The organism is Campylobacter showae CSUNSWCD, assembly GCF_000313615.1.
GTDB classification, from domain to species: Bacteria; Campylobacterota; Campylobacteria; order Campylobacterales; family Campylobacteraceae; genus Campylobacter_A; species Campylobacter_A showae_A.
Genome location: NZ_AMZQ01000008.1, coordinates 76,233 through 99,549 on the forward strand (window position 1 = coordinate 76,233; position 23,317 = coordinate 99,549).

The 23,317-nt window shown below is 44.5% G+C and carries 22 protein-coding genes and 1 pseudogene; 13 read left to right on the forward strand and 10 right to left on the reverse strand.

The window, feature by feature from the left end:
- Positions 1-18: 18 nt before the first annotated feature.
- From CSUNSWCD_RS06185 to CSUNSWCD_RS06225, 9 genes are all read right to left on the reverse strand, one after another.
- Positions 19-1,467, reverse strand: a complete 1,449-nt coding sequence (locus CSUNSWCD_RS06185) for a Ppx/GppA phosphatase family protein (protein WP_009495004.1) — start codon at positions 1,465-1,467, stop codon at positions 19-21.
- Positions 1,468-2,697: a sensor histidine kinase gene (locus tag CSUNSWCD_RS06190; RefSeq protein ID WP_009495005.1), complete on the reverse strand. Its 1,230-nt coding sequence runs from the start codon at positions 2,695-2,697 to the stop codon at positions 1,468-1,470. It lies immediately after the preceding gene.
- A gap of 38 nt (positions 2,698-2,735) precedes the next feature.
- Entirely contained in the window at positions 2,736-3,407 is a 672-nt protein-coding gene (gene hsrA, locus CSUNSWCD_RS06195) for a homeostatic response regulator transcription factor HsrA (RefSeq protein WP_009495006.1), read from the reverse strand.
- Positions 3,408-3,480: 73 nt separating this feature from the next.
- On the reverse strand, positions 3,481-3,795 hold the full coding sequence (locus CSUNSWCD_RS06200; RefSeq protein WP_009495007.1) for a dihydroneopterin aldolase: 315 nt from the start codon (positions 3,793-3,795) through the stop codon (positions 3,481-3,483).
- Positions 3,792-4,406, reverse strand: coding sequence for a glycerol-3-phosphate 1-O-acyltransferase PlsY (plsY, locus tag CSUNSWCD_RS06205; RefSeq protein WP_009495008.1), 615 nt, complete (start codon positions 4,404-4,406; stop codon positions 3,792-3,794). The genes CSUNSWCD_RS06200 and plsY overlap by 4 nt, the downstream gene beginning before the upstream one ends.
- A gap of 288 nt (positions 4,407-4,694) precedes the next feature.
- The gene (locus tag CSUNSWCD_RS06210; protein WP_244263917.1) at positions 4,695-4,901 is read right to left on the reverse strand and encodes a hypothetical protein; all 207 of its coding nucleotides are present in this window, start codon (positions 4,899-4,901) and stop codon (positions 4,695-4,697) included.
- An 86-nt stretch (positions 4,902-4,987) separates the two neighbouring features.
- Entirely contained in the window at positions 4,988-7,297 is a 2,310-nt protein-coding gene (locus CSUNSWCD_RS06215) for an ATP-binding protein (protein ID WP_009495010.1), read from the reverse strand.
- A 139-nt stretch (positions 7,298-7,436) separates the two neighbouring features.
- Positions 7,437-8,159: a PilZ domain-containing protein gene (locus CSUNSWCD_RS06220; protein WP_009495011.1), complete on the reverse strand. Its 723-nt coding sequence runs from the start codon at positions 8,157-8,159 to the stop codon at positions 7,437-7,439.
- Positions 8,160-8,324: 165 nt separating this feature from the next.
- On the reverse strand, positions 8,325-8,924 hold the full coding sequence (locus CSUNSWCD_RS06225) for a peroxiredoxin (protein WP_009495012.1): 600 nt from the start codon (positions 8,922-8,924) through the stop codon (positions 8,325-8,327).
- A gap of 165 nt (positions 8,925-9,089) precedes the next feature.
- Here CSUNSWCD_RS06225 and CSUNSWCD_RS06230 point away from each other — a divergent pair, with 165 nt between their 5' ends.
- From CSUNSWCD_RS06230 to CSUNSWCD_RS06265, 9 genes and pseudogenes are all read left to right on the forward strand, one after another.
- The gene (locus tag CSUNSWCD_RS06230) at positions 9,090-9,374 is read left to right on the forward strand and encodes a DUF362 domain-containing protein (RefSeq protein ID WP_002952388.1); all 285 of its coding nucleotides are present in this window, start codon (positions 9,090-9,092) and stop codon (positions 9,372-9,374) included.
- A gap of 95 nt (positions 9,375-9,469) precedes the next feature.
- Entirely contained in the window at positions 9,470-9,883 is a 414-nt protein-coding gene (gene ndk / locus CSUNSWCD_RS06235; RefSeq protein WP_009495014.1) for a nucleoside-diphosphate kinase, read from the forward strand.
- A gap of 14 nt (positions 9,884-9,897) precedes the next feature.
- A complete protein-coding gene (locus CSUNSWCD_RS06240; RefSeq protein ID WP_009495015.1) occupies positions 9,898-10,254 on the forward strand; it encodes a DUF177 domain-containing protein in 357 nt (118 codons plus the stop codon).
- An 11-nt stretch (positions 10,255-10,265) separates the two neighbouring features.
- Positions 10,266-10,412: a 50S ribosomal protein L32 gene (rpmF, locus tag CSUNSWCD_RS06245; protein ID WP_002943740.1), complete on the forward strand. Its 147-nt coding sequence runs from the start codon at positions 10,266-10,268 to the stop codon at positions 10,410-10,412.
- A 5-nt stretch (positions 10,413-10,417) separates the two neighbouring features.
- The gene (gene plsX, locus CSUNSWCD_RS06250; protein ID WP_009495016.1) at positions 10,418-11,407 is read left to right on the forward strand and encodes a phosphate acyltransferase PlsX; all 990 of its coding nucleotides are present in this window, start codon (positions 10,418-10,420) and stop codon (positions 11,405-11,407) included.
- 19 nt (positions 11,408-11,426) lie between these two features.
- Positions 11,427-12,389 (forward strand): beta-ketoacyl-ACP synthase III, encoded by a 963-nt coding sequence (locus CSUNSWCD_RS06255; RefSeq protein WP_009495017.1) that lies wholly within the window; start codon positions 11,427-11,429, stop codon positions 12,387-12,389.
- 169 nt (positions 12,390-12,558) lie between these two features.
- Positions 12,559-13,788 (forward strand): annotated as a pseudogene (locus tag CSUNSWCD_RS11435) (DUF2920 family protein); the annotation flags it as partial.
- Positions 13,789-13,806: 18 nt separating this feature from the next.
- Entirely contained in the window at positions 13,807-15,093 is a 1,287-nt protein-coding gene (locus CSUNSWCD_RS11440) for a DUF2920 family protein (protein WP_167536554.1), read from the forward strand.
- Positions 15,080-16,312, forward strand: coding sequence for a DUF2920 family protein (locus CSUNSWCD_RS06265; protein ID WP_009495019.1), 1,233 nt, complete (start codon positions 15,080-15,082; stop codon positions 16,310-16,312). The genes CSUNSWCD_RS11440 and CSUNSWCD_RS06265 overlap by 14 nt, the downstream gene beginning before the upstream one ends.
- Positions 16,313-16,748: 436 nt before the next feature.
- Here the strand turns inward: CSUNSWCD_RS06265 and serC are convergent, their stop codons facing one another.
- Complete coding sequence (serC, locus tag CSUNSWCD_RS06270) at positions 16,749-17,825, reverse strand: 3-phosphoserine/phosphohydroxythreonine transaminase (protein ID WP_009495022.1); 1,077 nt, start codon at positions 17,823-17,825, stop codon at positions 16,749-16,751.
- A gap of 144 nt (positions 17,826-17,969) precedes the next feature.
- Here serC and CSUNSWCD_RS06275 point away from each other — a divergent pair, with 144 nt between their 5' ends.
- The 4 genes from CSUNSWCD_RS06275 to CSUNSWCD_RS06290 all read left to right on the forward strand — a co-directional run bounded on the left by CSUNSWCD_RS06275 (position 17,970) and on the right by CSUNSWCD_RS06290 (position 23,233).
- The gene (locus tag CSUNSWCD_RS06275) at positions 17,970-19,388 is read left to right on the forward strand and encodes a CYTH and CHAD domain-containing protein (RefSeq protein WP_009495024.1); all 1,419 of its coding nucleotides are present in this window, start codon (positions 17,970-17,972) and stop codon (positions 19,386-19,388) included.
- Positions 19,389-19,397: 9 nt separating this feature from the next.
- Positions 19,398-20,114, forward strand: a complete 717-nt coding sequence (gene ubiE / locus CSUNSWCD_RS06280; protein WP_009495025.1) for a bifunctional demethylmenaquinone methyltransferase/2-methoxy-6-polyprenyl-1,4-benzoquinol methylase UbiE — start codon at positions 19,398-19,400, stop codon at positions 20,112-20,114.
- Positions 20,108-21,271 (forward strand): exodeoxyribonuclease VII large subunit, encoded by a 1,164-nt coding sequence (xseA, locus tag CSUNSWCD_RS06285; RefSeq protein WP_009495026.1) that lies wholly within the window; start codon positions 20,108-20,110, stop codon positions 21,269-21,271. The genes ubiE and xseA overlap by 7 nt, the downstream gene beginning before the upstream one ends.
- A gap of 459 nt (positions 21,272-21,730) precedes the next feature.
- Positions 21,731-23,233 carry a DUF1266 domain-containing protein gene (locus tag CSUNSWCD_RS06290; protein WP_244263918.1) on the forward strand — a complete coding sequence of 501 codons (1,503 nt, stop codon included), beginning with the start codon at positions 21,731-21,733 and terminating at the stop codon, positions 23,231-23,233.
- The last annotated feature ends 84 nt before the right edge of the window (positions 23,234-23,317 follow it).

A 23,317-nucleotide genomic window follows, 5' to 3' on the forward strand; every position in this document is an offset into this window, starting at 1 on the left:
AAATTCCTCCAACAAATTTCACGCAAAACAGATCGCAAAGGTATCCGGCTTAGTCATTTTTTTGATATTTTCCTTCGCCATAAACAGCTCCTTAGCGCCGTAAATTTGCAAAGTGTGGTTGATAAACTCAAACTCCAACTTTTTATGCGCGCAGTTTGCATCGAGATTTTTAGCAAGCGCGAGGATAAAACTCAGCCAGCGCACGACGTCCTCGCTCGGTAGCAGGTTTTTAAAGCGCTCAAATTCGCTCGAGCTTTTTTTACCGTTTTGCGCGATGATCGCGGCAACTAGGCATTTTTGTGCATGCGAAAAGCCGTAGTTTAAGGCATTTAGTACAAAAAACGCCGAACTAGCGTGCTCGCCGTAAAATCCCAAACACTGCGCTACACTGTGTAGCCTCGCAGCGACGGCCAGCTCGCTCTCGTATCGCCCCTCAAGCCCATGCAGCGGCTCTAGCGCGGCAAAGAGGTCTTTTGCGTATTTAACGATCGTCTTGTTATCGTCTAGCAAAAATCTATCCTGCAAGCTCCTCACACTCGGGTTGAAATTCGGCGGGAATTTACGTGTCGGGCGCAAGATATCGCTCAAAAATACGCCCTCTCTAAAGCCCGCGCCGCTAGTATAGATGTTTTGTGCGCCCACAGCATCCACTGCACCTAAAAAGATGAGCGCGCCCTCTCTAATCGTATCGAAGCGGTCTTTTTTGATGCCGAATTTTCCAAGCTCAAGCACGCTCGCTCGGGCTAAATTTTCGATGAAGTTTTTGTGGTTTTGAAATTTGTAGGCAAAGTTGTGCACGGTTTTTAGCGGGTAGTCTTGCGCCGACATGATAGCAGAAGATATCGCGCGCAGGCTACCGCCGATGGCGACTAGGTTTTTGCTTTTAAAATTTTTAGGCAGACTCTTGAACGCCTCTTTGATAAATGGCGCTGCGGCGTTTAAATTTTTCTTATCGAAAAACAGCTCCTTTAGCCGCACGGTGCCTAAATTTAGCGACACGGCGTCAGTTATCTTGCCTCCACTAACAAGCGCAAGCTCGGCAGACCCCCCACCGATATCAAGCGTGACGAACTCCTCTAGCGGCTCAAGCAAATTTAGCGCCGCCACGCCGCCAAACGTCGCTTCATCCTTGCCGCTAACGACCTTTAAATTTATCCCAAGCTCTTTGCGCGCCATGCCTATGAGTTCGCCGGCATTCGGAGCGTCGCGCAGAGCCGAGGTGCCCATAGCGAAAATTTTCGTACATTTGTAGTTTTGTGCGATATTTTTAAACTCACTAAGCGCTTCGCAGGCCTTTTGCATCGACTTTTCCAAGATCTCGCCGCCGTGCTCGTACGCGCCCTCGCCCAGACGCACCTTCATCTTAAATTCGCCGATGATGTGAAACGCGTAACGCGAAGTCTTTTCAAAAATCGCCATTCGCATCGAATTTGAGCCTAGATCTATGACGGCGGTTCGTTTTGCCATTTATTTGCCTTTATTATTTTTATTTATCGCTAGAGTGAGGGTAGATACCGCGCCGCTGCGCCCGTCGGTGCGGTTTTTGATAGACACCGAGCCGCCCAGAGCCTGAGCCGCACCCTTAGCCAAAAATAGCCCAAGTCCCGCTCCGCCCTTATCGCCAAAACGCTTAAACGGCGCAAAGAGATCCTTGCTCTCATCGATACCGCAGCCCTCGTCTACGACCTCGATAGTAAATTCGTTTTCGCTAAGACGCGAGCGCAGAGTAACCACGGCACCGCGAGGAGAAAATTTGATCGCGTTTTGGACGAAATTTTGGATAACGTGCGTTAAAAGCGTCGGCTGCAGCGTCATCTCAAGACTGCTCGGAGCAAAATCAGTCGCTATATCCTTGCCCTCGCCGCGAGCTAAAATTTTAAAATTATTCGCAGATTGATTCATAAACTCGATGATATCTATACGCACGGCCTCCTCAAACTGAGCGCCCTCCTGCCGCCCGATCTCCAGGATATAGCCGATCATTTTGTTCATCTGATTGATGGCTTCGTTGTTATTTTTGAGCGCTTCGATATACTTTTCGCCCTCGCGCGGCTTTATTAGCGTGACTTCGTTTTTGGTTTTCATCACCGCAAGAGGCGTTTTTAGCTCGTGCGCTACACCGACGAAAAGCTCCTTTTGATACAGTACAAACGTCTGAATGCGTTCAATCAAGCGGTTTAGACTTTTGCCTAGCGGCTTAAACTCGGGCGGCAGCTCGTCAAGACTCACCGTCTGCAAAAACCGCTCGTTTAAATTCGTCATTTTTCTACTTAAAATTTTAATCGGCACCAGCAGCATCCGTGACAAAAAAAGCACGTAAAAAATAATCAGAAGTATCGACGTAGCGTTTACCATGATGATATCGATTAAAATTTGATCTACGAGCTTGCTTTGATGAGTGGTGTCTTTGGTTAGCGCGATACTAATGTCTTCCATATACGGGTAAAATAACGTCAAATGTGTCTTTTGTCCGACTTTTTCAGTTACAAAATGAGGCGATACGGTCTTGCCCTTTACGAGCTTTGCTTTAGTCGGACTGTCGTTTAGCGTGAAGTACTCAAACGGTTTTTCTACTTTAGATAAATTTGCGCTCGTGGATAAAATTTTAGCTTCATATGCGAGCGATTGTGAGATATTTTCGTATATAGTAACCTTGATATACTGATATAAAAGAACGGAGATGATGAGAATTAGCATCGCAGAAGCCGATGCTAATTGCACTATAAACCTATATCTTAGGCTTTTTTGGGAAAGCAAAACCTATACCCGCGTCTTCTGACTGTCTCGATAGTCGAGATATTTAACGGTTTATCCATTTTTTGGCGGATTTGATTGATTGCTACTTCGATTACGTTTGGAGTTACGAGCTCAGGCTCCTCCCAGATCGCGTCTAGTAGTTGCTCTTTGCTGACGATCTGATCGCTGTGGCGCGCAAGGTGAGTTAGCACCTCAAACGGCTTACCTTTTAGCTCGATATCTTGACCTAGATATGTGATTTTCTCCTCGTCCGGATCGATGATAAGGTCGTCTATTTTGATAACGTTCGTACCGCCAAAGCGAAGTCTCGCTTCGATTCTAGCCACCAAAACGTCAAAATCAAACGGCTTTTTGATATAGTCGTCCGCACCCGCTCTAAATGCCCTAACTTCGCTATCTTTATCGTCTTTAGCAGATAGCACGACTACTGCAGTACGCGGGGATTTGTGTTTGATGATGTTGATCAGATCCACGCCGTCGCCGTCAGGCAGCATCCAATCAGTCAAAACCAAATCGTAATTTCTAATACCGATGTAGTATTCGGCATCCTTGAAATTCTCCGAGCTGTCGGTCTGATAGCCGAACTCTTGCAAGCCCTCGGCGATGGTTTTGTTTAGAGTTACCTCATCTTCAACTATTAAAATTCTCATTTTTTCCCTTCAGTGAAATTTGTTGGGATTGTAGCATAAATTAAGCAAGATTTCAAGATACTTTAAAAAAAATTTAATATTTAAACTCGGCTCTTGCGCCAACCGTCGCATTTTTGACGATCTCGATTTTTAAAATTTCCATTTTTAAAAAGCTAAGCGAGTTAAATTTTTCCTTCAACTTTTTTGCGCAAATTTCAAGCGAACTCTCCACGGTGCCAAATTTTTCTTGCGCGTAAATTTCTTCGATAAAATTTATCATTTCCACGTAGTCTATAAACTCGCCGCTTTCAAATTCCGCGCTAACTCTTACCTTTTGCGGCGTCACGCGCTCAAAATCAAGTAGCCCAATGATCGTGCTAAACTCGTAGTCTCTGATAATCGTCGTCAAATTACGCGCTTTTCTTGCCCTGTTATGAGGCGTTTTATGTTTGGCAGATGCTTGTAAACGACCAAAAACGCGATCAAAAATATCGGCGCATAGGAGTTGATGTCGGGAATCTGCGGCTGCAGCGCAAAAGTCGCTACGATAAACGCCACAAGCGCGGCTAGAGAAGCGAGCGATGAAATTTTAAGCAATTTGCCGACGACAAACCAAACCCCAAGTGCGATAGCGATCTCAAGCGGTAAAAAAACCGCCAAAACGCCAGCACCCGTGGCTATGCCCTTGCCGCCTTCAAATTTTAAAAACGGCGAATAGCAATGCCCAAGCACCGAAAGTACCGCCATCGCCCAAAGCGTCGCTGGAGCAAGGCCTAAAAACTTCGCGATTAAAATCGGCAAAACGCCCTTTAAAACGTCGCAAACGACGGTTAAAATCGCGATCTTTTTAGCGAGTTTGGGGTCTTTTTGCTTTAGCACGCGCAAAACGTTCGTCGCGCCGATACTGCCGCTACCTTCGCTTCTGATGTTTACTCCGCCGAAGATATACGCCAAAATCACGCCCGATGGGATGCCGCCTAGCAGATACGCCGTAGCATAAGCTATCAAATTTTCGTTCATTTTTTATCCTGATTTTTGTTTCGATTTCGCAATATTAATTAAATTCGGCTGATTTTTTGATAAATCGGTCATTTTGGAGGACGGTAAATTTGTAAATTTTACCCACCGAGACCTGCACCGCAAAAATGCTAAATTTGGTTTTGTCAAATTTGGATTTTAGTCTTTCTTGTTAAGGGGGAAGGGGCTTGAATTGCGCTCTGCTTTGCAGCTCTCAAAGAGAGTGCAAGCACAAGGCGAGGCAAAGCCGAAGCAAAAGAGCTCCCTTCCCCCTTAACGATCCCCCAACCCCTACAACGTGAGAGGTTGCTGCGCTATGCGCAGGTTAAATTTGGCGCCGTCGCATCGTAAATTTGAATCAAATTTGATGTTTTCAAGATACGGGTCTCGGCGACTCAAATTTGCAAATTTAAACGTAAAACGATAAGGCGAAGTATCGTGAGATGATTTTTCGAGTTTTCTGCTTCGCAAGCTCGCAGCTGCAAGCAGAAGAAGCAAAATTGAGCGTGCGCTAGGCATATAGCCTGCGGAGCGAAAATTTTTGCGAAATCTCGAAAAAGCACTCGCGAGACAAGCCGCTAAATTTACTTCCAAAGAAGATAGAGTTTTTCGTCGTATATATCGCTACTCTTCGGACTAACCTCCACCTCCGTCACCTCCACGTTTTGCACATCATTTTTGGCTTTTAGCGCGCTCGCGTCTTCTTCAAATTTCGCCATCAGCTCCTCGATCTGCGTATTTAGCTGGGCGACTTCTTGCTCGCTTAGTTTGACGTCGCTGCGCTCTTTTAGCACGCTATTTGCCGAGCGCGCGGAGGTTGCGACTTTGCCGATGTTGCCGCTACTTAGCAGCCCTTTGCCAAAAATCGCGCCCAAAATGCTAGCTCCCACCGAGATCGCGGTCTCGATACCTTTGCTCTTGAAGTCTCGCTGCTCTTTTTCCAGCTTTGCGACCGAGCGGTTTAGTTTCTCCTCCAATCGCGCTTTTTGCTTATCAAATTCAGCCGTGAGCTTAGCCGTTTGCGCCTCTAAAATTTCGTTGCATTTGTCAGCCAAACGCACGTAAAACTCCTCCTTGCTCTCGCCCGGCGCCGAGCTTAAATTTAATGCACTAAAGAGCCTAAGCTTGTAGTTTCTATAGATAAATTCTTTGAAATTTTTGGTTAGCTCTTTGAAATTTTTAGCTCCGGCGATAAAGCCCGGTAGCGGCGCGTAGGAGAGCTTAAAATTTGGCTCCGAAACCGCGGTAAAATGCATATTTTCGCTAGCTTCGCTCCAGTCGGCGCTTTTTTGAGCTTCATCCAGCCTTAGCGTGAAATTTACCTCGCGAACCTCGTCAAGCCCCTTTTTGGCGTCGTAAAATCGCACTTTGGCTTCACCGTAAAGATATCCCTCTAGCTCGCCGCCCTCCTGCAAATTTGAGCTTGCGGCGTAAATTTGAGCGATATCCGGCGACAGCACCGGTTTGGCGGCGAAATTTGAGCTTTTTGCCGGGCTTGACCCGCTCAAATTTGACCCGCTCTTTTGCTCTTTCATCAAATTTGAAATTTGCTCGCGACTAAGCGGTCCTTTGAGATAGCTCAGAGCCCAGCGCGTCGAGATGACGGACAGCCCGTCCTCGTGGATGTTTTTTAGTAGGAAGTTGCGCTTTTGCAAATTTGAGATGAGATTTTCTATCTCGCTTTTATCCATCGCAGAGCCCGCAAGCCCCGTCATACCGTCGATCACGCGCGCTTTGTCCTGCGCAGCTTGTAAGCGCCCGATGAACCACGTACCGATGTTGCTAAGGCCTTTGTAATCAAGATCGACCGGGTTTTGGGTGCTCAGTATCACGCCAAGGCCGTGCGCGCGGGCTTGCTTGAGTAGCGTTAGCATCGGGGTTTTAGACGGCGGGTTGCCGTTTGGCGGGAAAAATCCGAAAATCTCGTCCATATAAAGCACCGCGCGAAGCGAGCTCGTACCCTCGGTCTTGCGCATCCACGCGATAATCTCGTTTAGCAGCAGCGTCACGAAAAACATCCTCTCGCTGTCTTTTAGGTGCGAGATGGTAAAGATATTGCACTTTGCCTTGCCGTTTGCGTTAAAAAGCATCTTTGAGATGTCTAGCCGCTCGCCGTTTAGCCACGCGCGAAAATCAGGGCTTGCAAGCAGCGTGTTGATCTTAACCGCTAGTTTCATGCGCTCACTACTCGGGTAAAATTTCTCCACGTCAAATACACCGATCTTAGCAAACGGAGGCGTCGCGATAAAGCCGATGAGCTCCTCTAGGCTCACGTCCGCGCCCTGGCTAAATTTAAGGGTAAAAATGTTTGAAATAAGCAGGTGTTCTTTTGAGTTTACGTCGTTTTCTATGCCCACGAGCGAGAGCACGGAGCTGGCCAGGGAGCCTACGTATTCGCTAAACTCCTCGCTGCCTGCGTCTAAATTTGGGCGCGCAAAATCGCCCAGCAGCGCCACGCCGACGCCGCTACTGCTCTTTGGCGTGTAAATTTTTAGCTCGGCACTATCTTTAAAAAGTCCCACGCGCTCTAGGCTTTGAAACGAGCCTTCGATGCCTTTTGCCCACGTCTGCGCTTCGCTAGCAGCAAATTCATCCACGCTCATGCCTTTGTTTTGCGCTTCGTTTTCATCGACGTAGGGCGCAAAATCCTGCGCGCGCATCTGCGGGAAGGCCAAAGCGAGGTTTGTCATATCGCCCTTTGGGTCGATGATAAAGGTCGGGATGTTATCGATGCAGGCTTCTTCTAGGATGCCGATACCAAGACCAGTTTTGCCGCTACCGGTCATGCCGATGATGGCTGCATGCGTCGTGAGGTCTTTGTTTTTGTAAAAAAACGGCTCTTTGTCTTTGAGGCCGACGTAAAATAGCTTTAAATTTTCCTGAATCGTTTTCATGAAATTTCCTTGTAAATTTTGGGCTATTTTACTGATTTTTGATTAAATTTCGGGTGAAGCTGCGGGGTAAATTTGAAATCGAAGCGGGTAAAATTTAAAAAGGCAAGCGCAATGCTCGCCTTTTAGTTTTGCGTTAAATTTATTGGTAAGTTTTTAACTGCTCTTTTAGCTCTTCTAGAGTTTCTATTACGCGTTTTTTAGTAAATTTTGCTATATCTTCGCCTGCGCCGTCTTTATCGGCTAGCTGACAACAATATCTCATCGCGCCCTTATATTTTAGCGCTACGACAAGTTTTAGATCGGTATCTATTTTTATGTTTTTATTAGAGCCGCTCGCCTCGTCCGGTATGCATAGCTCAAATTTAGCATTTATAAGCTCGCCCTCTTTAAATCCGCCGTCATCCAAGCTAACGACGCCTAGGCCTCCCCTTGAGATGTCGTATAGATTGCCCTGTATTTCGCTACCGTTTTGTGTGAGGATCACCTTGGTGTAACGATCCGGATATACGCGCTGATATTTTCTTAAATTCGCGTGCAAATTTTTCATATACGTGAAATTTTGTAGCGTTACGGTCAAATTTGCAAGATCAAATCCGATGATATCCGCCCTTAAATTTTCGGAAAAATATTCATCGCGTACGATATAGGCGTTTTGTTCCTCTTTCATGGCCAAAATTTGCTCTAATGCTACCTTGCAGACGACCGTATCGTCTTCTATATGCTCTACTTCACCCATGCACTCGACTTTTACGCCATTGTAAAGATTTAGAAAGTGCACCCGACGGTTATCTTTTAACACTTTAGCAAATACGTTTACAGCGTCCTCGCGCATAAAAGAGCTGTCGTTATACGTGCCGTTCATCTGAAATATGATTCCTTCCGAATAAAGTTTAAAACTAGATTATAGTAAAAAATCCTTATTTTTTCATTTAAGTACTGATATTTTGTATTAAACTTAATGTCGTTTTGATGTAAAGATGTAGAAAAGAAGCACTAAGGGCGAGCCCTCGCCCTTAAATCTGGATGATTATAATTTATCTGCGTTGTGAGATAGGTAGTCTGCGACGCCTGCGGTATCGGCCTTCATGCCTTTATCACCTTTGTGCCAGCCAGCTGGGCAAACTTCGCCGTGCTCATTTGTAAATAGCATAGTATCTACCATTCTGATCATTTCGTCGATGTTTCTGCCAAGTGGTAGGTCGTTTATAACTGCGTGGCGAACTGTGCCGTCTTTGTCAAGTAGGAATGATCCGCGAAGTGCTACGCCAGCGTCTTCTAGAAGTACGTCAAAACCGCGAGCGATTGATTTTGTCATATCAGCTACGATCGGAAAGCGAACTTTGCCGATACCGCCTTTGTTTACTGGAGTCTCTTTCCACGCAAAGTGTGAGAACTGGTTGTCGCAAGAAACTGCGATAACTTCGATACCGCGAGCTTTAAATTCGTCGTATCTTTTATCAAACGCGATGATCTCGCTAGGACAAACGAATGTAAAGTCCATAGGGTAGAAGAATACTACCGCGCCTTTCTCGCCGATATTTTTATATAGGTTGAAATCATTTACGATTTGATTGCTTCCTAAAACTGCTGCAGCTGTAAAGTCAGGTGCTTTTTTTGTTACTAACATTTTTTCTCCTTAATAATTTTTATTTGTAGCGAAATTATATCATCTAAAGATTAAAAAGAGCTAAAAATTTAACGTTTTCGTTTTTAAATTTAACGCAAAAATTTAATATCAAATTTACTTAGTTTTTGATATTCTTGCGAAAATTTTAACCAAAAAGGATAAAAAATGGCAGTAAAAATAACAGATATTTGCATCAGCTGCGGCTCATGCATCGACGAGTGCCCGACGAGCGCTATCGTAGACGACGCGGATAACCCGACCGGTGAGGACGCATACTACGTTTACGCCGACAAATGCGTCGAGTGCGTAGGCTATAACGACGAGCCGGCATGCGCCTCAGCCTGTCCGACCGACGGTTGCATCGTTTGGGACGCTCCTTTTGCAGGACAGCCTTCTCGCGCCGAGATAACTGCAGATATGAGAACGGGCGAAACTGCCGTCATCTCGTAAGCTACGCATCTAAGCCATTTTGCGGGGCTTATTTTGAAATTTAATTTTTTTTTGATATAATCACCGCCTTATAAAAACCACAAAAAGGAAATTTTATGCAACAAACGCTTTCTATTATTAAGCCTGATGCCGTAAAAAAGGGCGTTATCGGAAAAATCGTGGATAGATTCGAAAGCAACGGGCTAAGAATCGCCGCTATGAAAAAAGTCAAACTAAGCGCATGCGATGCAAAAGCTTTTTACGCAGTTCACAAAGACAGACCTTTCTTCAACGATTTGGTTGATTTTATGGTGAGCGGACCGGTCGTAGTTATGGTTCTTGAGGGCGACGATGCGGTAGCTAAAAATCGCGATCTAATGGGTGCAACAAATCCAAAAGAAGCAAAACCTGGCACCATTAGAGCCGACTTTGCAGAGAGTATCGACGCAAACGCCGTTCACGGTAGCGACAGCCTAGAAAACGCTAAAAACGAGATCGCATTTTTCTTTGCAACAAGAGAAATTTGCTAAATTTAGGTTAAATTTTGAAAATATCTTTCGCCAAAATCGCAAATAACCAAATGCCATTCGAGCTAAACTCGGACGGAGTAAATTTTAACGGCGAACTAAAAAGAGTAACTCAAAATTTAGTTAGCTGTAAAGGTAAAATCGTAGGCGAAATAGCTCACAACTGCGACCGATGCGGCGAAGATATAAATTTAAGACTTAATGAAGATATAAATTTGATATTAAGCGACGGAATTTATAAAGACAAAGAAGAAAATCTCGACGATGTAGTAGAGTTTTTCGACGGTTTTGTAAATTTAGAAGAAGTATTAACAAGCGAAATAGAAGCTTTTAAGAGCGATTATTTTTATTGTGATAAATGTAAAAATCTATAAAGGAGAATAAAATGGCAGTACCTAAACGAAGAGTAAGTCATACTCGCGCGGCAAAGAGAAGAACGCACTACAAAGTAACGCTTCCGGTTCCCGTAAAAGATAAAGACGGCTCATGGAAAATGCCTCACCGCGTAAATAAAACTACCGGAGAGTATTAATACAAATGACCAGCATTTGCATTGACGCGATGGGCGGCGACTTCGGTCCGCAACCTATTATCGGCGGCGTGATCGAGGCTTTAAAAGAAGTAAAATTTGAAGCCGTTTTGGTAGGCGATACGAAAATTTTAGAAAGCCTCGTTCCGCAAAATTTAAAACAATACGTAAAATTTATTCAAGCCGACGAGGTCGTTTCCATGAGCGACGGCGCCACCGATGCGTTAAAGCGAAAAGAAAGCAGTATTTTTAAGGCTATCGAGCTACTTAAAAATAAACAAACTATGGCCGTAGTTTCAGCAGGACACAGCGGAGCCACTATGAGTCTTGCCACACTTCGTGTCGGACGACTTAAAAACGTCTCCAGACCGGCGATAGCGACGCTAATGCCTAACGTAACGGGCGGTAATACCCTAGTTTTGGACGTCGGCGCAAACGTGGACTGCAGGCCCGAGCATCTATTTCAATTTGCGATAATGGGCGAAGCCTATGCAAAAGAAATTTTAAAAATAAAATCTCCTAAACTAGGACTTCTTTCAAACGGCGAAGAGAGCAGTAAAGGTAACGAAGTCACCAAAGAAGCTTTTGGAATGATTTCAAAACTTGATAGCTTCGTGGGTAACGCCGAAGGAAATCAGGTTTTTGACGGAAGCGTCGATGTCGTGATTTGTGATGGATTTGTCGGAAATATCCTACTAAAAACAAGTGAAGGCGTAGCCGACGCTATAACAAAAATCATCAAAAAACACGTTAAAAAATCCCCAGTCGCTATAGCAGGCTCACTTCTAATGAAAAAAGTTTTTAAAACCCTAAAACAGCAAGTTGATTACGACGAATATGGCGGTGCACCGCTACTTGGCGTGAACGGCTGCGTCATAATAAGCCACGGTAAAAGCACACCAAAAGCTATAAAAAATGCGATATTTCAAGCTCTAAAATTCGCAAACTCCGATATAAACAAAGTTATCGAAGACGAGCTGTCGCACTTCGCAAAATGAAATTACAAAGAAAAATTTAATGCCAAAAGCCTCGCTAATATCCATAGCCGCATACGCTCCACCTAAAATTTTAACAAATTTCGACCTTGAAAAAATGGTGGAAACCAACGACGAATGGATAGTTAAACGCACCGGCATCAGCCAAAGACGCATAGCGCAGGACGAAGATACGAGCGATCTTGGTACGAAAGCGGCAAGGATAGCGCTTGAAAGAGCAAATTTGACCGCAAAAGATGTCGATGCGGTTATCTGTGCAACAATCTCGCCAGATCACTTTTGTATGCCCTCAACGGCGTGTAAAATCGCTAAAAATTTAGGCATAAATGCTATTACGGCATTTGATATAAGCGCGGCGTGCACTGGTTTTATTTATCTACTTGAGCTTGCAAAATCACTGATTGAAAGCGGAAGCAAAAAAAACGTATTGATAATCGGAGCCGAAAAACTAAGTAAGATTGTCGACTGGACAGACAGAACGACTTGCATACTATTTGGCGACGGAGCAGGCGCCGCGGTCGTAAGCGCAGGCGAAGAAAACGAAATAATCGACGTTCACACCGCAGCCGACGGCAACTACGCAAACCTACTCATAACTCCGGGCGGAGAAGAGAAATTTATCAAAATGTCGGGCAATGAAGTCTTTAAAATCGCCGTCCAGACGCTAACTAAAGACGTCGTAGATATCCTAGAAAAAAATCAAATTTCAAGCGATAAAATCGATCTTTTTATACCTCATCAGGCAAATTTACGCATCATCGAAGCAGTCAAGCAACGCTTAAATTTTACAAACGAACAGTGTGTCGTAACCGTAGGAAAATACGGCAACACAAGCTCAGCCTCTATACCTATGGCGATGAACGACGCATACGAAGAAGGCAGGCTCAAAAAAGGTGATCTACTTTTACTAGATGCCTTCGGCGGCGGCTTTACTTGGGGTTCGGCTCTACTTAAATTTGGTGGCGAAACCGCAAATAATTTTTAATCTTACAGTTAAAATTTAAATCTTACGCTTAAATTGATCAAAACCAAAAATCGATTCCATAATCCTTAGTATAACCACCGCATAGCTTACGATCGACCGATTAAACTCGACCAAAAAAGCTAAATTTAGCTCGGCAGAGGTATAATACAAAAAATCACGGAAGGCAAAAATGGTAGTCAGTAAAATCTACGAAATCAACTCTTGCGACGATATGGAGCTGGGCGTTAAACGCTCTACGAAATTAAACTTCAAACTGTGCTACGATGACGATAAGCCGGTTAACGCCATAGTTTTTATAGTGCCTGGATGCGGCGGCGACGTCGATAAAGCATATAGAGACCACCTAGCCGAATTTACTGCGAGAGAATTTAACGTAGCTGTGATCAATGTAGATTATCACCATATCTATAACAGATTAGTTACGGGCGCTAGATACTACATGGACGAATTTGATCAAGAAATTTTAAGAGAAAAATGTCGAGAAATAAACCTGCAATTAGGCGGAGATTTAAGCTCGCTAAAAAATTTCGATAAGCTAAACGGCGTCTTGTCTGCGGTTAGTAACTATATAGACAACAATAAAAATAGCGGAGCATTTCCAAAAGATTTTGTTTTAAATTTATCCCTTACGATTGATCCGGCAAAAGACGAATACCAAAATTTCGGCATTATGCAGGCGCAGGATTTGATAAACGCCCTACTTTTTATAAAGACAAATGCGCCGTTTAAAGTGATTAAAAATTTAAACGAACTACCAGTCGTCATGATCGGTAGCTCACACGGAGGCTATCTATCGCATATGGCCGCCAAGATCGCTCCGTGGCTCATAGACGGCATCATAGATAACAGTAGCTACGCCAAGTATCCGCTTAGGATCGTGGGATTTGGTAAGGAGCTTGACTATATGAATCACTGCTGCTCATCAAACGATATGCTTTTTAAACATATAAATTTTTTCATCTCCGACAAGACGCTTTGGACCTTAAAAGATGGCTCCGATAAGAGATTTATGCCAGCGCACGAAAAGATACGTTATATTTTAAATTTAGACCACGTAAAAACCCAAAGCAAATATCCAAAGCCGATTTATCTAAGCTATCACTATGCCGGAGACGACATCGCTCCTATAGCTGATAAATCGGAACTTTATAACGAATTTAACGTCTGTGGCATAGATGCGACATTAAAAATAATAAAAGACGAAAGCGAGCTTGACGGTAAATTTATCAAATCGCTAACTCACGGCTTTGATATGTCTATAAAAACGCTGATCTCAAAAGAACTTCCGCCGATGTTAACCAAGATTGCAGCTCGCCCTAAACAACCTTGCGAGGATAAAAGCATAACCTATATCTCGGAAAATTTAGAGTATAAATTTTTTGAATCTAACGATAAAATCAATCTACAAGTTTCAAAAATATGGCAAAACGGCACGGTAGTTAAAAAAACGTATAAAATCCACTCCTGCGACGATACCGAGCTTAATATAAAGCGCGAAAGCCTGCTAGAGTTTAACCTTTGCTTTGATACCAAAAAGCCGGTCTCGTCAATAGTTTTTATAATCCCTGGCTACGGAGGAGACGCAGACAGCAACTACCGCGAGCACTTAGCGCAGTTTGTCGCGAGCGAATTTAGCGTAGCCGTAGTAGGCGTAAACTACCACTGTATCGGCGATAGACCGCAAACAGGAGCGACGATATTTTTTGACGATTTAGATAGATCGATATTAAAAAAAGAATGCGCCAGGTGTGGCATAGAGCTCCCGGAAAATTTAAGCGTAATCGATACGCAAACCCTGCTTGATATCGACAATCTAATAGACGCAAGAAAACGCGATAAGACAGTACCTCAAGACTTGTCGCTTAAACTATCAATTTCCCTTCAACCGACTAAAAACGAATATCAAAATTTCGGCATTATGCAGGCGCAGGATTTGATCAATGCGCTACTTTTCGTAAAAGCCAACGCTCCTTTTGAGTGCGCAACCGACATAAACGACCTACCAGTCGTCATGATCGGTAGCTCGCACGGAGGCTATCTATCACATATGGCCGCCAAGATCGCCCCGTGGCTTATAGACGGCGTCATAGATAATAGTAGCTATGCGCTAGCCCACTGGCCTTTTATCGGCTTTGGCAAAGAGATAGATTATATGAAATATTACAGCGGTTACACCAGCGAATGCTATCACAATATCGAGCTTTATTTATTCGACAAGACGCATTGGACGCTAGACAAGGCTTCGCCGGCTTATTTTTCCAAGTCGAGGAAATATATAAGAGAAATTCTAATGCCGCAACACCTCAAAGTCCAAAGCGGCTATAAAAAGCAAATTTATACTAGCTATCATTACGCTTATGACGATTTTTACGCTCCGGCTAGCGAAAAACAACGACTCTACGACGAACTGAAAAATTTAGGTTACGACGCTACTCTAAATATAATAGAAAACGAAAGTCAGCTTGACGGTAAATTTATTAAAACGCTAACGCACGGTTTAGATATGTCGATAAAAACGCTAATCTCAAAAGAGCTTCCGCCGATGCTGGCTAAAATCACAGCTCGACCGAAACAGTCTTGCGAGGATAAAAGCATAAGTTACGTTTCAGACGATTTAGAATATAAATTTTTTGAAGCGAACGACAAGATAAATTTAGAGATAAAAGAACAAAATCTACCGCAGCAAAATCATGATAATAAATAAAACATACGAGATACCCTCCTGCGACGACGTAGAGCTTGGCGTAAAGCGAGATTCGCTACTTGAGTTTAAGCTTTGCTACGATGATGAAAAGCCCGTTAGAGCCCTAGTTTTCATAGTGCCTGGGCTTGGCGGCGATGCGAACGAAAACTATAGAGAGCATTTAGCGCAGTTCGTAGCTAGCGAATTTAACGTAGCGGTAGCTAGCGTGAACTACCACTGTATCGGCAACAGACCGCAAACGGGAGCGACGTATTTTTTAAACGATTTAGACAAAATCATCCTTAAAAACAAATGCTCGAAAATCGGTATAGAAATCCCAAGCGATATCAGCTACGACGCGCTTTCGGTGCTGGATGACTACTTGGGCAATATAAAATCAAGCGGCGGTTTGCCGAGCGATTTTAAATTAGAAATATCCGTAACGCTGCAACCGACCAAAAACGAGTATCAAAATTTCGGCGTTATGCAGGCCCAAGACGTGATAAATGCCGCGCTTTTTATCAAGGCAGATCCGCCGTTTAAATCCGCGACCGACATAGACGAGCTACCCGTAGTCCTAGTCGGTAGTTCGCACGGCGCCTACATAAACGCCTTAACGGCCAAATTTGCGCCGTGGCTCGTAGACGGTCTCATCGACAACAGCAGCTACGCGAAGCTAAACTGGGAACTAATAGGCCTAGGCAAAGAGGCGGATTATCTCAAATTTCGCGAATACTCGACCGATATATATTTTAAAAATATCAAAATTTACGTCTTTACCAAAACGATGTGGACGCTACTGGATAAATCCTCGCCTCGATATTTCTCGCAAGCGCGCGAAGATATACGAAACGCCCTAGACGCCGCGCATCTAAAAGCCCAAAGCGAGTATCCAAAGCCTATCTATGTCGGCTACCACTGCGCCGTAAACGACCACTGCGCGCCGCCCGATGAGAAAGTGCAGCTCTACGAGGAGCTACGCAAACTCGGCTTTGACGCAACCTTGCATATGATAAAAGATGAGAGCGAGCTTGACGGCAGGTTTCTAAAAAAGCTAACGCACGGCCTAGAGATGTCTATCAAGCTTTTGATCGCCAAGGAGCTGCCGCCGATGCTAGAAAAGATAGCATCTCGCGAGAAGCAAATTTGCGAGAGTAAAAGCATAAGCTATTGCTCGGACGGGCTGGAATATAAATTTTCAGAGGCAAACGGTAAGATAAATTTGGAGATAAAAAGATGATTTTATTTGTAAAATTTGCGTTTGCTAGGGGCTAATTTGAGCGGAAAATTTGATAAAAAATTTAAGAGGCAAAAGCCGCGCACCAAGCGCATAAAATTTACGGCGCAATCTTTATCTCAAAAGCGTGTTTATACACAAATTTGACAAAATTACTCTAAGCTAAAAAACCGCCTCATCTTGCGCTTCCAGTCGTCTTTTGGTATTTCCGTATCGTTTGGATCGTCGCTCCAGACCTAACGACGGACGCGAGCTAAATTTAACTCGGCAAATTTAAGACCGACTCGCCGTAAAACCAAAGCAAATTTAAGCGACCGACCTCAAGCCAAAGCCGCTTAAATTTGAGTAAAAAGCAAAATTTGGCGCGCCACAAATTTAAACCCCCGAGTTTAAATTTGCCCGAAACAAATCCAAATTCGCGCGGCGCGTATAGTCAAATTTACCCGTTTTTCCTAGCAAATTCTTTCATAAACTCAGCCAAAGTTCGCACGTTTTCGATACTCACGGCGTTGTAGATGGATGCTCTGATGCCGCCTACGTGACGGTGTCCTTTTAGGCCCAGCATACCCGCGTTTTCGGACTCGGCGATAAAGGCCGCCTCCAGCTCGCGGTTTGCGATGGTAAAGCTAACGTTCATCAGCGAGCGGCTATCTTTTTGCGCGTGACCTCTATAAAAGCCGCCAGAACCGTCGATCGCACCGTAAAGCAGCGCCGCCTTTTGCTCGTTGATCCGGTTTACGCCTGCTAGACCGCCCTGCTCCTGCACCCAGCCCAGCGTCAAATTTAGCAGATATATGCCAAAGGTCGGAGGCGTGTTGTATAGCGACGCGGCGCTAGCGTGCGTATCGTAGCGAAGCATCGTCGGAGTGCGCTCCATGCAGGCTCGCTCCAACATATCTTTGCGGATGATGACGACGGTTACGCCGCTTGGGCCGGCATTTTTCTGCGCGCCGCCATATAGCAGCCCCACGTCCGTGAAATCAACCGGCCGCGAGAAAAAATCGCTCGACGCATCGACTACTAGCGGAGCTTTAGAGCGAGGCAGCTCGCGGTACTGCGTGCCGTAGATTGTGTTGTTTGTGCAGAGGTAGCCGTATGCGGCGTCTTCGCTAAATTTAACCTCTGGGATGCGGTCGTAGGAGGTTTCCTTACTGCTGGCGACTACTTCGTAGGATATGCCCACATTTGCGGCCTCTTTGATCGCCTTACTCGTCCAGACGCCCGTATCTGCATACTGCGCGACGCCTTTGGCGGCTAAATTTAGCGGTATCATCGCAAACTGCAAATGCGCGCCGCCTTGCAAAAATAGCACGTCAAATTCCTCGCCGATACCGTATAGTTCGCGCGCCTTAGCCATCGCGCCGTAGTGCACCTCTTCGAAAATCTTGCTTCGGTGGCTGATTTCCATTATCGAAAAGCCCTTGCCCTGATAGTCGGTGAGCTCGTTTTGCGCGCGCTCAAGCACGCTAAGAGGCAGAGCCGAAGGGCCCGCGCTAAAATTTAGCTTTCTATTCATCCAAAACTCCTTTCAAATTTGAGCTGATTTTAGCGTGATTTGCGTTAAAAAATCATTTCGCGTCGCAAGGGCGGTAGCAAAAGGGCGCAAATTTTACACTTTAAGCTACCTTTTGATACAATTTTTCATATTAAGGAGCGAAATTTGATAGAGATCGAGCGTAAATTTATCCTGCGTGACGCCGCCGTCATAAACGAGCTAAAAGCCCGCGACATCGACGTCCAGCAAAAAGATGTGACGCAAATTTACGTCAAAATCACTCCGCTTGAGGAGATTAGATTTCGCGAGGCTTCGGGCGTTTTTACGATCACGCAAAAATCAGGCGTCGGTCTAGCGCGCGAGGAAAACGAGAGCGAAACTGACGCCAAAAGCTTTAAAAAAGCCCTAAAAAACGCGGTCGCCACTCCGATAAAAAAGACGAGATTTTTATTTCAGCTTGACGGCGCTGCTTGCAACGTCGATATTTTTCACGGCGCTTTAGAGGGGCTTGTAACTTTTGAGGCCGAGTTTGTAAGCAAGCGCGAAGCGGCGGAGTTTAGCCTGCCCGAGTTTATCGTCGCGCGCGTAATCAGCGAAGTCACGGAAGACGAACACTATAAAAATAAAAATTTAGCACTTTTTGGCCTGCCGCATGGTAAATTTGACGCGCAAAAGAGCATTGAAATTTTACAAAATAGCCCAGAGCTGGAGCTAAATTTACCAAGCTACATCGGTGCGATGGACGCGATGCGGACGGTGTTTTTTCAGATATTTACGATGCTTCGTAAACACCTAAGCGAATACGCAAGCTCTGGCGATGCCAAGGCGCTGCACCAGATCCGCGTAAATCTGCGCAAAACGCGCTCTTTGCTTAAAATTTTCACTCCCGTTTTTGACCGAAAAACAGCTTGTTATTTTCTGCTAAATTTTAAAAAACTAGCCGAGCTAACCAACCAAAAGCGCGATATAGATGTATTTTGCGAGTTTTTGCAAAGCCAAAAAGGCTTTGAGTCGCTAGCTAGCGAGCTAGAAAATTTAAGCGCAACTCTAGCCAAAAGCGTCCAAGCCGAGCTACAAAGCGAGGAAGCGAACGAAATTTTGCGCGACTGGGAGGTGTTTTTACGCGAAGGAAGCGACTTTTTTAAAGGCGAGCTAGGAGACGCGCCGATAAAAAAACTCGCCGCAAAATCCATACGAGCTCAAATTTTACGCCTCAAAAAATCTCTCTCAAATTTGAGCCAAACAACCGAAAACGCGCAGTTTCACAAGTGCCGCATCGAGATAAAACGGCTAAGGTATCTAAGCGAGATTTTTGGCGGCAGTTTTGGTTTTGCTGCAGCTAAAAAATGTTTTAAGAAAAGCAAAATTTTACAAGAAACATTTGGCTCGCTACAAGACGCCGACATCTGGCTAGGCCTGCTAGCGCACGTAAAAAGCGGCGCCGAACAAAAGCGCATAGACAAACTCCAAGCTAAAATTTACAAAAAAATCTACGAGCTGCGAAGCGAAATTTTAGACTCAAAGCCTAAAATTTTAAAAAGCCTCACAAAGCTTTCGCGCGGCTTAAAAATCTACTATATCTAAAGAGAAAAAATGGAAAAACAAGAAAAAATAGTTCAGATGTTTAACGACATCGCACCCACCTACGATCTGGCAAACCGCGTGCTAAGCATGGGCGCGGACGTGAGCTGGCGCAAGATCGCGTGCAAAACGGTTCTGTCAAATTTCAAAGACTCAAGCGTAAATATCGCGGACGTCGCATGTGGCACGGGCGACATGATGGGCTTTTGGCAAAAGACGGCGGGCGAATTTAACGTAAAAATCGAAAATCTAATCGGCGTCGATCCCTCAAGCGGCATGCTCGCGGTCGCCAAACAAAAATTTCCCGAGTTTAAATTTATCGAGGCGCTAGCGACTCAAACGACGCTTGATAGCGGCTCGGTGGACGTGCTGAGCATCAGCTACGGCATCAGAAACGTGGTCGAGCGAGAAGCCGCACTAAGAGAGTTTAACAGAGTGCTAAAAACGGGCGGGTATGTCGTGGTGCTTGAGTTTACCAAACGCAAAAAAAGCGGGATTTTAACGGGCGCTCGCGACTTTTATCTAGGTAAAATTTTGCCTAAAATCGGCGGCTTTATCTCCAAAAATCAGGAAGCCTACGAGTACCTACCAAGCTCGATAGAGGGCTTTTTAGACGCCAAAAGCTTTGCGGACGAACTCGCTAGCGCAGGCTTTGAGATGCGCCTTTGCAAGAGCTTTTCTATGGATATTTCTACTCTTTTCATAGCGCAAAAGGCCCGTGAGTGCTAAGCGTCAGCGAGCTAAACGAGCAAGCCAAAACTCTACTTGAGACGACATTTTCGTACGTCGAGGTAGAGGGCGAGATCTCGCGGCTCGTCAAACACGGCTCTGGCCACTGGTACTTCACGCTAAAAGACGAAAAGGCCGCGATCTCGGCCGTCATTTATAAATTTAACGCCGCTAAGCTCAAATTTGACGTCGCAGACGGCATGAAAGTCGCCCTCTACGGCAAAATTTCGCTCTACTCGCCAAGCGGCAGCTATCAGTTTATCGCGACCCTGATACGCCCCAGCGGCGAGGGCGAGCTCGAGCTTGCGTTTAAACAGCTAAAAGCACGGCTTGAGAGCGAAGGGCTTTTTGATATCTCGCGCAAAAAACCGCTACCCAAATTTCCGCGCAAGATCGCACTCGTAACATCAAAAACCTCAGCCGCACTGCAAGACATGCTGCGTATCGCTTCGCAGCGCTGGGCGCTGGTAGAAATCATAATCTTTGATTCGCTAACGCAAGGCGAAACTGCGCCCGCCTCGCTCATACGCGCGCTAAAAAGAGCCGACGCAAGCGGAGCTGACGCGATCGTGCTCGCGCGAGGAGGCGGCAGCAGAGAGGATCTGTGGTGCTTTAACGACGAAAATTTAGCCCGTGAGATCTACGCCGCGCGCACGCCCGTGATCTCGGCCGTCGGACACGAGATTGATTACGTGATCAGCGACTTTGCGGCGGACTTTCGCGCCCCGACTCCAAGTGCGGCGATGGCTGCGCTGCTACCGGATACGGGCGAGCTAATGCAAAGCATAGATAGGCTAAGCGAGGCGGCGGACGCGGCTTTTGTGCGCGTTTGGGAGCGTAAATTTAACGCTCTGGCGATGATGAGAGCGAGATTTTCTCAGGCGAGTTTAGAGCAAAAAATCGCTCGCAAGGAGCAAATTTTGCTAAATTTAAGACAGGCTTTAGACGCCGCCGCGCAAACTAAACTGCTCAAATTTGAAAACGCGCTAAAACTCGCCCACGCCGCATACGCGCAGCAGGAGTCCTTTTTCGCGCAGATTTCAAATTTCGTCCGAGTGCAAAAAGACGGCAAAACGGTAAATCTAAGCGAGCTAAAACCGGGCGACCGCATCGCGCTAAGCTCGGTAAACGCAAGCAAAGAGGCGGAGATTTTGTAAGCGACTCCGCCGTTTGCGGATTTGCTTTGGATCAAATTCGACTTTCGCGAAACGACGATTTTGATAAATTAGACCTTGCTGCGGCGCCGATTTTAAATTTTACTCGGCGGCATATTCGGCAAATTCGGCGTTATATCGAGCTAAATTTTACGCGGGCCAAATTTAAGCTCCAAGTAAAATTCGGCGGCAGAGTATAACGCAATCAAATTTAAGCGAAGCGTTTTTGTTAAATTTGATTTTAGACGGCTTGCGCGGGCAAATTTAAGCTAAATCAAGCGCAAAGCATATCAAATTTAACGGCGATTTACGGCTTATAGCGCGGTTTGATTTATTTTGCGCTATCGTCATAAATCACAAACGCGGCGCAATAATAGTTATTAAAATAAATTTAAGGAGTAATGAATGAATAAGATTTTTAACCCCAACAACATTTTCGCTTTTCCTCTTAAGGCGTATGATTTGCAGAACGTTTTCTTTTGCAAGGAGCTGTTAAAAGAGCGATTTTTTTGTATTTCCGAGGACTACGAGAGTAGTTTTTACAGATCCCCAAACGCACTGCGGGAAACTTACCAAGTAGTTTTAGAAGAAGATGTTATGAACTATATAAAAAAGCTGGACAAGCATATTTACGAATGCATTTTATTTAACTTTTTATATAAGATAAAGGAGGAGCTTGAGACGCTAAGCTTTGATGAGTTTAATAAAATTTTAACCGAAGAGGAGATAAAAAAAGAGTTTAAAAATTTCGGCGTATACTTTGATAAAGACGATTTTAGCGAAAATGACTTTGTCGACAAAAAAGCCGAATTTATGCAAATCGCCGAGGATTTTTATAAAAATGAAAATTTACGCAAATTTATCGAATTCTGCGCCGATACGAGCGATATACTCGCCGTTTGCGAAAAACAAAACATAAGAGCTTACGATTACGCATCCATAATAGCATTGGCGATAATCGGCTTTGAAGATTTATATTTGAGTCAAAAAAAATATGAAAAAATCGTAAATTTCTACGGTGAAAAAATTCTTAGCGAATTTAACGGCTGGGACGAATTTATCGCCAGCTTTATGCTTGGAGAGCTATACAAAAACAGCTTTGAGAAAAAAGAGGATGACGAAGACGACGAGGACGACTATGAAATTATAAGCAATCTTAGGCTCGCTTATAATGCCCTAACGCTTCCTTACGATATATTTCAAATGAGCGGCATCTGGGAGAACAGTGTAGATAATGCGAAAGAAAAACTGGTTCCTATTCTAGAAAAGCGCCTAGACAAAAATGAAACCCACGAGCAAAAAGAGCTTTATGAGAAAAAAAGAAAATATTACGAAGAAGAGTGCGCCAAACTCGGCTTAAATACTCAGGATTTTACGCAAATTCTAAATATTTTTTATGAGGAATTTTACGCTCCGTTTAGAAATTTAAAGACCGATTATCTGTTTAGCGAAACCGAAAAAGATATTGTAACGCCGTTTACTACGCTTAAAGGCGACGATACTTTATATAAAGATTCGTCAAGCGGCATATTGCTCGAAGTCTTTTACGCTTGCGTTTCGTATTTTAACGAGACCAAACGCAATAGCCATTATAGCTTATTCGAGGCGGCGAATAAATTTTTAAAACGACACAAACTCGGACTAAAAAGAAACGACCTACCGATAGAGTTGCCGCTTATCATCTTTAAAAACGCCCTAATTACGACAAAAGCCGTTTATCTTCAAAGTGGATTTTTAAAAGTGAAAAGGATAGCTTGGGCGAACGTTAAATTTTCGGCAAAAGTTTTTACGTTTGAGGATATCGAATATCGCTTTAGTAGCGAAGATGTTTTTGTTCTATCACTAAATTTTTCTGATTTTATAGCCAAGAACTTGGATCTTAGAAAAGAGGTCATAGAAGAGCTTGGGCATGAAGTAAAGGCGCTTGAACTAGCTTTTAACAATCTAAAAAAGCGTTTTAGCTAACGTAGAGATTAGCTGTGCAAAGATCTTACGGACGGGCGATTGCAGTATCTATTTTTAAGCATAAAACAGATAAGATAATAACGC

Bases quoted from the DNA above. Each gene is read 5' to 3' on its own strand.
- CSUNSWCD_RS06185 (WP_009495004.1), bottom strand. From the start codon at position 1,467: ATGGCAAAACGAACCGCCGTCATAGATCTAGGCTCAAATTCGATGCGA.
- CSUNSWCD_RS06190 (WP_009495005.1), bottom strand. From the start codon at position 2,697: ATGCTAATTCTCATCATCTCCGTTCTTTTATATCAGTATATCAAGGTT.
- hsrA (WP_009495006.1), bottom strand. From the start codon at position 3,407: ATGAGAATTTTAATAGTTGAAGATGAGGTAACTCTAAACAAAACCATC.
- plsY (WP_009495008.1), bottom strand. From the start codon at position 4,406: ATGAACGAAAATTTGATAGCTTATGCTACGGCGTATCTGCTAGGCGGC.
- CSUNSWCD_RS06215 (WP_009495010.1), bottom strand. From the start codon at position 7,297: ATGAAAACGATTCAGGAAAATTTAAAGCTATTTTACGTCGGCCTCAAA.
- CSUNSWCD_RS06220 (WP_009495011.1), bottom strand. From the start codon at position 8,159: ATGAACGGCACGTATAACGACAGCTCTTTTATGCGCGAGGACGCTGTA.
- CSUNSWCD_RS06225 (WP_009495012.1), bottom strand. From the start codon at position 8,924: ATGTTAGTAACAAAAAAAGCACCTGACTTTACAGCTGCAGCAGTTTTA.
- CSUNSWCD_RS06230 (WP_002952388.1), top strand. From the start codon at position 9,090: ATGGCAGTAAAAATAACAGATATTTGCATCAGCTGCGGCTCATGCATC.
- ndk (WP_009495014.1), top strand. From the start codon at position 9,470: ATGCAACAAACGCTTTCTATTATTAAGCCTGATGCCGTAAAAAAGGGC.
- rpmF (WP_002943740.1), top strand. From the start codon at position 10,266: ATGGCAGTACCTAAACGAAGAGTAAGTCATACTCGCGCGGCAAAGAGA.
- plsX (WP_009495016.1), top strand. From the start codon at position 10,418: ATGACCAGCATTTGCATTGACGCGATGGGCGGCGACTTCGGTCCGCAA.
- CSUNSWCD_RS06255 (WP_009495017.1), top strand. From the start codon at position 11,427: ATGCCAAAAGCCTCGCTAATATCCATAGCCGCATACGCTCCACCTAAA.
- CSUNSWCD_RS06265 (WP_009495019.1), top strand. From the start codon at position 15,080: ATGATAATAAATAAAACATACGAGATACCCTCCTGCGACGACGTAGAG.
- serC (WP_009495022.1), bottom strand. From the start codon at position 17,825: ATGAATAGAAAGCTAAATTTTAGCGCGGGCCCTTCGGCTCTGCCTCTT.
- ubiE (WP_009495025.1), top strand. From the start codon at position 19,398: ATGGAAAAACAAGAAAAAATAGTTCAGATGTTTAACGACATCGCACCC.